The sequence below is a fragment of the Thalassolituus marinus genome (genome assembly GCF_020320395.1).
Classification (GTDB): domain Bacteria; phylum Pseudomonadota; class Gammaproteobacteria; order Pseudomonadales; family Oceanobacteraceae; genus Venatoribacter; species Venatoribacter marinus.
Genome location: NZ_JAEDAH010000039.1, coordinates 1 through 12,226 on the forward strand (window position 1 = coordinate 1; position 12,226 = coordinate 12,226).

Annotated in this window: 13 protein-coding genes; 2 read left to right on the forward strand and 11 right to left on the reverse strand. The window is 53.3% G+C overall.

The genetic code is table 11. The features are described from left to right. Window positions 1-104 precede the first annotated feature (104 nt). From rpoS to I9W95_RS07275, 11 genes are all read right to left on the reverse strand, one after another. Window positions 105-1,079, reverse strand: a complete 975-nt coding sequence (gene rpoS / locus I9W95_RS07225) for an RNA polymerase sigma factor RpoS (RefSeq protein WP_263866130.1) — start codon at window positions 1,077-1,079, stop codon at window positions 105-107. Between the two features lie 83 nt (window positions 1,080-1,162). Then, on the reverse strand, window positions 1,163-1,939 hold the full coding sequence (locus I9W95_RS07230; RefSeq protein ID WP_225673362.1) for a peptidoglycan DD-metalloendopeptidase family protein: 777 nt from the start codon (window positions 1,937-1,939) through the stop codon (window positions 1,163-1,165). 249 nt (window positions 1,940-2,188) lie between these two features. Continuing rightward, window positions 2,189-3,082: a DUF368 domain-containing protein gene (locus tag I9W95_RS07235; protein ID WP_225673365.1), complete on the reverse strand. Its 894-nt coding sequence runs from the start codon at window positions 3,080-3,082 to the stop codon at window positions 2,189-2,191. Between the two features lie 35 nt (window positions 3,083-3,117). Beyond that, window positions 3,118-3,750 carry a protein-L-isoaspartate(D-aspartate) O-methyltransferase gene (locus tag I9W95_RS07240; RefSeq protein WP_263866132.1) on the reverse strand — a complete coding sequence of 211 codons (633 nt, stop codon included), beginning with the start codon at window positions 3,748-3,750 and terminating at the stop codon, window positions 3,118-3,120. Window positions 3,751-3,790: 40 nt separating this feature from the next. After that, entirely contained in the window at window positions 3,791-4,528 is a 738-nt protein-coding gene (surE, locus tag I9W95_RS07245; RefSeq protein ID WP_225673367.1) for a 5'/3'-nucleotidase SurE, read from the reverse strand. Next, window positions 4,506-5,513, reverse strand: a complete 1,008-nt coding sequence (truD, locus tag I9W95_RS07250) for a tRNA pseudouridine(13) synthase TruD (RefSeq protein WP_225673369.1) — start codon at window positions 5,511-5,513, stop codon at window positions 4,506-4,508. Before truD ends, surE begins: the two co-directional genes overlap by 23 nt. Further along, a complete protein-coding gene (gene ispF / locus I9W95_RS07255; RefSeq protein ID WP_225673371.1) occupies window positions 5,510-5,992 on the reverse strand; it encodes a 2-C-methyl-D-erythritol 2,4-cyclodiphosphate synthase in 483 nt (160 codons plus the stop codon). Before ispF ends, truD begins: the two co-directional genes overlap by 4 nt. 9 nt (window positions 5,993-6,001) lie before the next feature. Beyond that, window positions 6,002-6,700 (reverse strand): 2-C-methyl-D-erythritol 4-phosphate cytidylyltransferase, encoded by a 699-nt coding sequence (ispD, locus tag I9W95_RS07260; protein ID WP_225673373.1) that lies wholly within the window; start codon window positions 6,698-6,700, stop codon window positions 6,002-6,004. Further along, window positions 6,697-7,017, reverse strand: a complete 321-nt coding sequence (locus tag I9W95_RS07265; RefSeq protein WP_225673375.1) for an FtsB family cell division protein — start codon at window positions 7,015-7,017, stop codon at window positions 6,697-6,699. The genes ispD and I9W95_RS07265 overlap by 4 nt, the downstream gene beginning before the upstream one ends. A gap of 127 nt (window positions 7,018-7,144) precedes the next feature. Further along, the gene (gene eno / locus I9W95_RS07270; RefSeq protein WP_225673377.1) at window positions 7,145-8,437 is read right to left on the reverse strand and encodes a phosphopyruvate hydratase; all 1,293 of its coding nucleotides are present in this window, start codon (window positions 8,435-8,437) and stop codon (window positions 7,145-7,147) included. Window positions 8,438-8,473: 36 nt separating this feature from the next. After that, window positions 8,474-10,102, reverse strand: coding sequence for a CTP synthase (locus I9W95_RS07275; RefSeq protein WP_225673379.1), 1,629 nt, complete (start codon window positions 10,100-10,102; stop codon window positions 8,474-8,476). Window positions 10,103-10,496: 394 nt separating this feature from the next. Between I9W95_RS07275 and I9W95_RS07280 the strand changes: the two genes are divergently transcribed. Together I9W95_RS07280 and I9W95_RS07285 are read left to right on the forward strand one after the other, a co-directional pair. Then, a complete protein-coding gene (locus tag I9W95_RS07280) occupies window positions 10,497-11,414 on the forward strand; it encodes a DMT family transporter (RefSeq protein WP_225673381.1) in 918 nt (305 codons plus the stop codon). 93 nt (window positions 11,415-11,507) lie between these two features. Further along, window positions 11,508-12,164 (forward strand): Ig-like domain-containing protein, encoded by a 657-nt coding sequence (locus I9W95_RS07285; protein ID WP_225673383.1) that lies wholly within the window; start codon window positions 11,508-11,510, stop codon window positions 12,162-12,164. Window positions 12,165-12,226: the final 62 nt, after the last annotated feature.

Sequence of the window (12,226 nt, forward strand, 5' to 3'; positions counted from 1 at the left end):
TATGGGTACCGGGACAACGACTACTTCTTTTTGAAAATCAAAGCGGCGTTTCCCGGTAAAGTGCGATGAACCTTTTTTTATGGGAATGGGAAGTACAGCGGGTATTACACTTCACCGAACAGAGTTGCAGCATTCAGACCCTGTTTTTCCATAATTTCACGCAGACGTTTCAGCGCTTCTACCTGGATCTGACGAACACGTTCACGTGTCAGACCGATTTCGCGACCCACATCTTCCAGCGTGCTGGTTTCATAACCACGCAGACCGAAACGACGGGACAGAACTTCACGTTGCTTTTCAGGCAGTTCTTCAATCCAGCGATCCAGATTGGACTGGATGTCCTGATTCTGCAGCTCTTCACCCGGATCCGTGACACGCTCATCAGCGATGGTGTCGAGGATCGACTTGTCAGATGAAGGCCCCAGAGGGGTATCAATGGAGGTTACACGCTCATTCAGCTTGAGCATGCGTTTAACATCTTCTACCGGCTTCTCCAGCAGCTCAGCGATTTCTTCCGCTGTAGGCTCGTGGTCGAGCTTCTGGGTCAGCTCACGGGCTGCACGCAGGTAGACATTCAATTCTTTAACCACATGAATCGGCAGACGAATAGTACGGGTCTGGTTCATGATGGCACGTTCGATGGTCTGACGAATCCACCAGGTCGCGTAGGTTGAGAAACGGAAGCCACGCTCCGGATCAAACTTTTCAACCGCACGAATCAGACCGAGGTTACCCTCTTCGATCAGATCCAGCAGTGATAAACCGCGGTTAACATAGCGGCGGGAAATTTTGACCACCAGTCGCAGGTTACTTTCGATCATGCGACGGCGACCCATTTCGTCACCTTTGCGGGCCAGACGTGCATAGTGCACTTCTTCTTCCGCAGACAGCAGTGGAGAGAATCCGATCTCATTCAGATACAACTGAGTGGCATCCATTGCTCGGTGCGATGTATCAGCGGCAAAGCGCTCAACCTCTTCTGAAGCTTCAGACTCAGATTCCTCTTCGTCTACCAGCGCCAGTGCTTCTACATCGTCAAAAACGTCTTCTTCACGTATTTCTCGTTGTTGTACTGCCATGTTCATTCCCGCCTTTGGTGGTCATCCTGAACCTGAACCGAAACAGGTTTTGTGCCAGAACGACTGGTTAATTTATGACCACTCTAGCCACCAGGCCTTTCAGGCAGGTATCTGAGTGGATCAACCGGCTTGCCGTTTCGTCGGATCTCAAAGTGAAGTTTCACTTTGTCGGTACCAGTAGATCCTATTTCGGCAATTTTCTGGCCCGCTTTAACGACTTCTTGTTCGCTGACCAGAATGCGGCTGGTGTGGGCGTAGGCGCTGAGAAATGTCTCGTTGTGTTTGACGATGACTAAATTCCCGTAACCTCGCAGTCCCTGACCCGCGTAAACCACGGTTCCTGCCGCTGCTGCCAAAACAGATTCTCCCAAAGACCCGTCGATATCAATCCCCTTGTTTACGGGCTTTTTGGTTGAAAAATAACCAATCAAACGACCGTTTGACGGCCATTTCCAGTCAGTTTCGGCAGGATCGGCGGGCTTTTCTGGCGGGATTTGACTGATTTTCGGTTCAGGACGGGAAACGCTTTGTTTTTTTGGCGAGGGTTTTGACGGTTTTTCGACAGCTGCTACCTTAGTGGAGGGCTGGGATTTAGGGATATTTCGGATGTCAATTTTTTGACCGGGATAGATAACATAAGGGCTGGCGATTGAGTTAGCGTTCGCCAACTCCCGAAAGTCGATTCCATAACGCCAGGCGATGGAAAACAGGGTATCCCCTCGTTCAACGAGATGGAAACCCGTCACGGTTTGCCCTTTACTGAACTTCTCTTCAACTGAGACAAATTCTCGACCGCTGATACACCCAGTTAACAGTGTAGCTATCGTGACTAAAGTGACAGTGCCCAGTACTTTCATCATCGTCCGCCGGTGGTTGTTTTTTGACACTCAAAAATGACAGCTTTTTGAGTTTTTCCACTAACCCGTTTCTTTTTAACCTTTCGAGCTTACAAGGAAAACTTATATTCCAAAAAACTCTAAAAAAAAGGGAATTATTTTCTGAATGCCTGCTTGTTTACCAGAAATGCATAGTGAGTCACAAAGTACCTGCTTGAAAAACTTGCATATCCGTATTTTTAGTTAACACTCGTTCTCTTTTGATTCTGACGATTAATCGTCTTTTGCGACCTTTTCCAGCAGCAAAACCAGACCCAGACCTGCGCCAGCCAGCAGCAATGCCAGTACCGCAGTAGTGGCAGAATCCGGCAGAATATTGCTCTGAATAAACGGCACTTCCACACCTTTGCTGTTTATCCGGGTCAGCAACGTCTCTTTCCAGGGCCACACTTTCACCAGAGATCCCGCCATAAAACCGGTCAGTAAGGCGAACATCACGCTCTGATAATGATGCAGTAACCAGCTCAGCAGACGCGAGAACAGCATTAACCCCAGTCCGGCACCAACGGCAAATAAGCCCATAATGCCTAGGTCCAGAGCTTTAACGGCCCCCAGAATGGGTTCATACAGCCCCATCAACAGCAGAATAAAGCTACCGGAAATACCAGGCAGAATCATGGCACAGATGGCAACGCTGCCGGCCAGGAAGACAATCATTGGCGTCGCCTCAATCTGAGTGGGAGACGCCACACTGATCCAGGCAGCGATAATCGCACCGGCAGCCAGAGCGGCCAGTTCCTGCCAGCGCCAGCGTGGAATTTCCTTTCCTATATGCCAGCACGAGGCCACGATCAGTCCGAAGAAGAACGACCATACCCAGATCGGGTGATTCAGCAGCAAGTAGTGAATGCCGCGCGCCAGGGTAATTAATGCGATCAGGATGCCGCTCAGCAGCGTCAGCAGGAAAGTACCGTTAATGGCCTTCCAGAAGGCCGGAACGCCGTCACGAAAGAGGATCTTCAGAGCATTAAGGTTAATGCTCTTAATAGAATCGAGAAGTTCGGTGTAAATACCAGTGATGAATGCGATGGTTCCGCCGGAAACCCCCGGGACAACATCTGCCGCCCCCATTGCCAGCCCTTTGAGGAACAGCCAGATATGTTTCATTGCTTACTTGTCCTTAAGCAGGTACAGAATAAAAATCAGCGCTGAACCCCAGGTAAAAAGGGAACAAAGCGCACGCTTTCGAGTGTTTTACGGCTGAAATGATCGCCGTGACGGGTAATAAGAACGAGCTTCTGCTCTTCGGTTCCGACCGGCATCACCAGACGGCCACCATCAGCCAGTTGCTCGAGCAGAGAGTCGGGTACATCTTCTGGCGCTGCGGCAGCGAGAATACCATCATAAGGGCCATGTTCCGGCCAGCCCCATGTGCCATCAGACAGTTTCAGCCGCACATTGCTATAACCCAGAGAATCGAGACGCTGTACCGCACGTACATGCAGAGGTTCGATGCGTTCAACGCTGAACAACTTGTCCACCAGCGGGCTCAGTACCGCCGTCTGATAACCAGAGCCGGTACCGATTTCCAGCACGCGCTTAAGCGGGCCTGCCGCCAGCAGCACTTCGGTCATACGCGCAACGGTATACGGCTGGCTGATCGTCTGCCCATTGCCAATCGGCAGTGCAGTGTCTTCATAGGCGCGATGGGATAGTGCCTCATCGACAAACAGATGGCGTGGCGTGGAAGCGATAACATCGAGAACGTCATCATTGCGAATTCCACTTTCCCGCAGGCGCTGCACCAGACGGTTACGCGTCCGCTGGGAAGTCATACCAATGCCATTGCGCAGATGTTCAATCACGTCCCGGTCCTCAAGCCAAAGTGCTGCGCACCAGGTCCAGTGTTGAATGCTGGGTCATATCCATCTGCACCGGGGTCACTGAAACGTTACCCTGTTCAATCGCATAGATATCGGTACCGGGACCAGCATCGGCGAAATCGCCAGCAGCGGATATCCAGTAGCAATCCTTGCCACGCGGGTTAGTCGTAAGAACCGGATTATCCGATTTGTGACGATGACCCAGGCGGGTTACCTCAACGCCGTTGAGCTGCTCATAAGGACAGTCGGGGACGTTGATATTAATAATCGAATTGGCAGGTAACTGCAGAGTTTCCAGCTGTGGCATCAGTTCGAGCACCACGCGGGCTGCGGTTTCAAAATGTTGCTTACCGCACAGGCTTACAGCAATGGGTGTTTTCGCCAGGAAACGTCCTTCCATCGCCGCAGCAACGGTGCCCGAATAGATAACATCATCGCCCAGATTAGCGCCTGCATTGATACCAGAGACCACTCGCTCGCACGTATCTTTGTAGAAAGCGTTGATACCCAGGTGTACACAGTCGGTCGGCGTGCCATTAACACTGATAAAGCCGTTATCCAGCGTCACCGGGTGCAGTGGACGATCCAGTGTCAGCGAGTTACTGGCACCGCTGCGATCGCGGTCGGGCGCTACCACATGGATGTCATAACCTGCCTGCTCCAGCGAGCGGGCCAAGGTACGAAGCCCCGGCGCATGAACTCCATCATCATTCGACAGCATCAGCTTCATGAACAAACTTCCTTTCGGGTTCCTCGGTGGTCATTATTTCCCGGATAACGGACGTCGCATAATAACCGGCAGGCAGGGAAAACGTGAGTACTAAATCGGTACCTGATTCACCTTGCTGCCATTCCCAGCGCAGGTTGTCAGGAACGGCAGCTACGGCACGCCGTTCCTGCTTCAGGCCAGCATGTTCCAGGCCATCACACAGGTCGGCATGTTCGCCACTGACGGATTGTTCCAGAGCCAGCGCGTCGTCGGTGGTTGCCAGGCGGCCACGCCCCCACATTGGCGCCGTCACCTGCCCCATATCGTCGGTCAAATCACCGGCGATGCTCTTCCCCCACAGACCTTGCCGGATACGTGCGGCAATGACGTTGTTAAAAATCAGTGAGCGCACCGCCGACAGGTAAATGCCCTTTTTATTGCTGTTACGCACACGGATCTCACCTGCCAGCATGGCGCGGCCAGATTCAATGTTATTGCCACCGTGACCAAAGCGCTGTTCGCCGAAATAGTTGGGCACACCGTGCTCACGAATCTGCTGCAGGTTGGCATCGACGCTTGCCTGCTCAGCGGCAACATTGCGCAGCGTCAGGGTGAAACGGTTGCCCAGCAGATCGCCTCGACGCAGCTTTTTGCTGTGACGGGTCTGAGTCAGCACCGTCATTTCTTCGTCATTAAGCTGGGCAAAATCCGGCGTCGTGCCCTTAGGCATGTAAATGCTGAACCACTGGCGGGTAATGGCGTTACGGTCTTTCATACCGGCGTAGCCAACGTCCATTTCTTTCACACCTGCCAGCTCAGCCAGTCGTTTGGCGACCCAACCTGTGTTGGCACCATTCTTTTCGATATGCAGCCAGACATGCTCGCCTTCGCCGGATGGCATCTGCAGCGGCAGCTCATCCACGCGGAAGTCTTCGTTGTGTTGCTTCAGAACCCCATGGGCTCCGGTTGCGGGATAGGCCAGCGGCCACTCAGGTAACAGGCTCACAGATTCTCCGCCTTCATTAATAGTGCAACGGCATGCACAGCAATGCCTTCTTTACGCCCGACATAACCGAGTTTTTCGGTGGTCGTCGCTTTTACATTCACGTCATCCAGATGAACGCGCAGGTCTGCGGCAATGCACTCGCGCATAGTCGCGATATGCGGCGCCATTTTCGGCGCCTGGGCAATGATAGTTACATCCACATTGCCCACGCGGTAACCCTTATCGGTAATAAGAGTCACCACGTGACGCAACAGCTCGCGGCTGTCAGCACCGGCGTAGGCGTCATCGGTATCGGGGAAATGCTGGCCGATATCACCCAGTGCCGCCGCACCGAGCAGCGCATCGGCCAGAGCGTGCAATGCAACGTCACCATCGGAGTGGGCTTTCAGCCCCTGATTGTGGGGAATCTGCACACCACCGAGGGTGATAAAGTCGCCATCTTCAAAGGCGTGTACATCGAAGCCATGACCAATACGCATAGGGATTCCTCAGGACCGGGATAAAAAGAATTCAGCCAGCGCCAGATCTTCCGGGCGCGTAACTTTAATATTGTCAGAACGACCTTCCACCAGCAGTGGCGACTGCCCGCAGTGCTCAATAGCGGATGCTTCATCAGTGACTTCGAAGCCATCATCCAGACACTGTGTCAGTGCCTGTTGCAGCTGACCATAGCGAAATACCTGTGGTGTCAGGGCATGCCATAGCTGAGTACGGTCAACAGTGTGATCAATCACACTACCCTCACCACTATGATGGCCGCGTTTCATGGTATCGCGCGTCGGTACTGCCAGAATCGCGCCCGGATCCTGCAACTCATGAAACAGCTGATCCAGATCGCTGTGACGTAAACACGGGCGGGCAACGTCGTGCACCACCACCCAGTCTTCGTCCTGTGCCACACCTTCCAGCGCAGCCAGTCCGTTAAGTACCGAATAGCAGCGTTCGCTACCACCGGGAGCGCGAATCACCCGCGAGTCACCGGCAAACTCGCTCGCTGACCAGTAAGGATCTTCGTCAGATAGCACCACAACCGCGCGCTCGAATAACGGATAGCTGAGCATACGTTCGAGGGTGTGATCCATCAGATAGCGCCCCTGCAGGGACAGGTATTGCTTGGGACGATCAGCCTTCATACGGCTGCCGACACCAGCGGCTGGCAGAACTGGCCAGTAGCGGACGTTACTCATGGTTTCGCTGGGGACTTGGGATCAATAAACAGGATAAAACTCTCGCCTTCACGCACCATGCCCAGATCTTCGCGGGCTTTCTCTTCCAGTAAGGAACTGCCCTGACGCAGGTCCTGCACTTCAGCCATCAGGGCATCGTTCTCAGCCTGCTGCACTTCGTTGTCTTCATGCAGCTTGCTGATGCGATGCTCCAGCGCGCGCGAAGCGACAACGCCACTGTCGTCAAACCAGATACGGTATTGCAGTACCAGTAACAGCAGCAATGGAATCAACAGCAGTAATGCTGCTTTCAGATTGAATGTCAGCTTGTCAGTCATAGCCGGGCGGTGCCCTTATTGTCGTTTGTGCTGAGTCTTACATAACCTTGGCAGACTGTCGCTAACGGCAGTGCCAACACAAACAAAAAACGGGCCTTAAAGCCCGTTTTTTGCAGAAGGCCGGTAATTACTGGCCTTTGATCTCGGAGCGACCTTTGTAAGGTGCGGCAGCACCCAGTTGCTCTTCGATACGCAGCAGACGGTTGTACTTGGATACACGGTCTGAACGACACAGGGAACCAGTCTTGATCTGGCCAGCTGCAGTACCTACTGCCAGGTCAGCGATGGTTGCGTCTTCAGTTTCACCGGAACGGTGAGAGATCACAGCTGTGTAGCCTGCGTCTTTCGCCATTTTGATCGCATCCAGAGTTTCGGACAGAGAACCGATCTGGTTGAACTTGATCAGGATGGAGTTACCGATACCTTTCTCGATGCCTTCTTTCAGGATCTTGGTGTTAGTTACGAACAGGTCGTCACCCACCAGCTGAACTTTGGCACCCAGTTTTTCAGTCTGGTATTTCCAGCCATCCCAGTCAGACTCATCCTGACCGTCTTCGATAGAGACGATAGGGTACTGGTCACACAGCTCTGCCAGGTAGTCAGAGAAACCTTCGGAAGTGAAAACTTTGCCTTCGCCTTTCAGATCGTACTTGCCGTCTTTGTAGAACTCAGAAGATGCGCAGTCCAGAGCCAAAGTCACGTTATTGCCCAGCTCGTAGCCAGCAGAAGATACCGCTTCTTTGATCGCAGCCAGCGCATCAGCGTTGGATGCCAGGTTAGGAGCGAAACCACCTTCGTCACCCACTGCAGTGTTCAGACCCTGTGAAGACAGAACCTTTTTCAGTGCGTGGAAGATTTCAGCGCCGCAACGCAGAGCTTCAGCGAAAGTAGGCGCGCCAACTGGCTGTACCATGAATTCCTGAATATCAACGTTGTTATCCGCGTGCTCACCACCGTTGATGATGTTCATCATTGGTACTGGCATAGAGTACTGACCAGCAGTGCCGTTGATATCGGCGATGTGAACGTACAGCTCAACACCTTTTGCCGCCGCAGCCGCTTTGGCAGCAGCCAGAGACACAGCCAGAATCGCGTTGGCGCCCAGCTTGGACTTGTTTTCAGTACCGTCCAGCTCCAGCATTTTGTTGTCCAGGCCGCGCTGGTCCAGAGCGTCCATACCAATCAGTGCTGGCTTGATGATGTCGTTGATGTTGGCAACAGCTTTCAGTACGCCTTTACCCAGGTAACGGCTCTTATCGCCATCACGCAGTTCCAGTGCTTCGCGGGTACCAGTCGATGCACCGCTTGGCGCGCATGCAGTACCGAAGAAGCCACCTTCCAGAGTTACGTCAGCTTCAACGGTAGGGTTACCGCGGGAATCCAGCACTTCACGCGCTTTGATATCGATAATGTTGGCCATGTGTGTCTCCAATATACAGAGGCTGTTAATTGTTAATCAGTTAGAATTCTTGTGGTCGAAGGCAGCCGCAATAAAGGCGGAGAACAGACCGTGACCGTCGCGTGGCGTCGAAGTAAATTCCGGATGGAACTGACAGCCCACAAACCATGGGTGATCAGCGACTTCCACAACTTCCACCAGATCGCCGTCGATAGAACGACCAGCAATACGCAGACCGGCTTTTTCCAGATCAGCAATGATGGTGGCGTTCACTTCATAACGGTGACGGTGACGCTCAACAATCACGTCTTTGCCATAGGCTGCAGAGGTCAGCGAGCCTTCGGTCAGACGACACTCCTGACCACCCAGGCGCATAGTGCCGCCCAGATCAGAGTTCTCATCACGAGTCTCGGTGTTACCGGACGCATCAGTCCACTCGGTAATCAGACCCACTACCGGGTGTTTGGTGTCGTTGCTGAATTCAGTCGAGTGCGCGTCACTCCAACCCACCACGTTACGGGCGAATTCGATCACGGCACTTTGCATACCCAGACAGATGCCCAGGAATGGGATTTTGTTTTCACGAGCGTGCTGAACCGTGCGGATCTTGCCTTCCACACCACGGTTACCGAAACCACCCGGAACCAGGATCGCATCAACGCCCGCCAGAACTTCAACACCTTTACGCTCAACGTCTTCTGCGTCGATGTAGCGGATGTTTACTTTGGCTTTGTGATGAATACCGGCGTGATCGATGGCTTCGATCAGTGACTTATAGGCATCCAGCAGATCCATGTACTTGCCGACCATCGCAATGGTGACTTCTTTTTCAGGATTCAGCTTGGCGTCAGCGACGTTGTCCCACTCGCCCAGATCCGCTTCAGAACAGGTCAGGTCGAATTTCTCAACGATCAGATCATCCAGGCCCGCTTCGTGCAGCATGCGTGGAATCTTGTAAATGGTGTCGGCATCTTCCAGAGGAATAACGGCACGCTCTTCCACGTTGGTGAACAGTGCAATCTTGCGCAGGGCAGAAGCATCGATCTTGTGATCGGAACGACAGATCAGTACATCTGGCTGCAGACCAATAGTGCGCATCTCTTTTACTGAGTGCTGAGTTGGCTTGGTCTTGGTCTCGCCAGCAGTCGCGATATAAGGAACCAGAGTCAGGTGCAGAGACAGAGCACGCTTGGAGCCCAGCTCTACTTTCATCTGACGAACGGCTTCGAGGAATGGCTGGGATTCGATATCACCAACGGTACCACCGATTTCCACCAGTGCCACGTCAGAGCCTTCAGCACCTTCCAGTACACGACGTTTGATTTCGTCAGTGATGTGCGGAATTACCTGCACAGTACCACCCAGGTAATCACCACGACGCTCTTTCGCCAGAACATCGGTGTAAATACGGCCGGTCGTGAAGTTATTACGACGGGACATGGTGGTACGAATGAAGCGTTCGTAGTGACCCAGATCGAGGTCGGTTTCTGCGCCATCATTGGTCACAAAAACTTCACCGTGCTGGAACGGGCTCATGGTGCCTGGGTCAACGTTGATGTATGGGTCCAGCTTGAGCATGGTCACTTTAAGACCCCGGGCCTCCAAGATGGCAGCCAGAGATGCTGATGCGATGCCTTTCCCCAACGAAGAAACAACACCGCCCGTGACAAAGATAAAACGTGTCATAGAAGGTCCGCGAAACGAGATTTGAATTCAATTCGGAAGGTGTAGAACCTTCGCTCAAGATGGGAGGGCAGAATACCAGAAGAGGCCATCCGGGTAAATTCAAAAGCGTCTTTTCCGGTGCAATTTTCTGTGCCAGACTGTTGTCTTTTCGTACACCTGCAATCAGACAGACGATGACACTGACCTCAGGCGACAACAGCCACATGCTCAACAGCGCAATTATTGCCCGTTTCCCTCAGAAACGCTGGCTATGGTGCCCTGTGCCTGTGGCCTGTAAGAACCTGTGTCCGTCTGACCACTGACACCTTTTTTACCGGCTGCGATCAGATTCGCTGCCGGAAATGCCAAAGCTCACTGATCACAGCCATATACTCCACTGTAAGGAAACACCCCTATGGCTGACTCACAGAGAACTCTGCAACCTGACTCATCGACGCATCTGCGCCTTGGACTGACACTGGCGCTGGCCGCGGCCTTTCTGTTCTCAACCAAGCCCATCATCATTAAATGGCTGTATGAACTGGGCATGAGTCCTCTGCCACTGATGTGGCTGCGCATGCTGATGGCCATGCCGGTGTACATTGTGGTCGGCTACTTCGCATGGCAGCGGCTGCCAGTTAAACCCGATATCAGGCAAATATCCGCCGCTGCGGGTATCGGCCTGATGGGCTATTACCTGGCCTCATTGCTGGATCTGCAGGGGCTGCAGTATGTCAGTGCCCAGCTCGAGCGGCTGATGTTATATGCCTATCCCACGATGGTTATCGTGCTCGGCGCCCTGTTCTTTGGTCAGCGACTGGGTCGGCAACAGGTGTCCGCCATGGTACTGACCTATGCTGGTCTGTTGCTGGTTTATGGCCAGGATCTGTCACTGGGCGATGCTCAGGATACCCGTCTGGGGACTCTGTTGATTCTGGCCAGCGCGCTGTCGTTCTCGCTGTACATCCTGTTCAGCAAGAAGGCCATTGGCCAGATGGGTAGCCTGCTGTTTACCAGCATAGCGATGGGTGCCGCCGGCGTAGCCACCTGCATCCACTATGCTGTGTTACACGGCGTGGAGCTGCCGCCAATGGATAATCAGCGCTGGGCCGGCACCGTACTACTGGCGATTTTCGCAACCGTTGTCCCCTCGTTTCTGGTCAGTGAAGCCATTAAACGTATTGGTCCGGCCAGAGCCGCCGTCAGCGGTACCATCGGACCGGTGATGACCACACTGATGGCTGTCGTGCTGCTGGGAGAACCCTTTGGCTGGATGACAGCGGCAGGGATGGTGTTGGTATTAACCGGTGTATCGCGTTTACAGAAACAGTAAATAACGTGCGACAGCGCAAGAATGCTACAGCAAACGGTTGATGTACCGGGATATTCGGGCAGAATTCCCGGTGCCTATTTATCAGGGAAATGTATGAGAACCCTAACAAGCAGCAGGGTTGCATTGCCGTTGCTGACATTGATCATCAGCGGTTGCGGTGGCGGTAGTTCAGCAGGCAATAGTGCACCGGTAATTGCGGATCAGTCTTTCACTATTACTGAAGACTCGGGCTCACTGGAAATCAGCCTGGGGGCGACCGACAAAAACGGCGATTCCCTCACCTACTCGACGGCCACACCCGCGACCAGCGGTTCTACCTTCTGGCTGGATAAAATCAACGGCATTATCGAATACTACCCTGCAGCCAACTTCAGTGGCGATGACGCGTTCGCAGTAACGGTCAGCGACGGCGAACTATCTGCCACAGCACAGATCAGCATTACCATAACAGCCGTCAACGATGCTCCGTCACTGACAACCCGCAGTATCTCCGTGCGAGAAACACAGGCTGTCAGTGGTCAACTGGAGGCCAGCGATGCCGAAGGAGACAGCATCACTTTCAGCCTGATATCGGCGGTGCCGGAGAACGCCACGTTAACGATCAGCAATGATGGCATGTACAGCTATCAGAACAGCACCCTGCCTGACAGCCCTGTAGTGGTAACGGTTGGTTTATCCGACGGTAACAACAACACCACAGCAAGCTTGTCCTTTATCCATCAGACAGACCCGCTGACCTATCAGCAGTAGCATCTGGAGAACACAGGTCAGGATGCCTACTCATCATCGGGCGGCACCGCAGGTAAGGATAT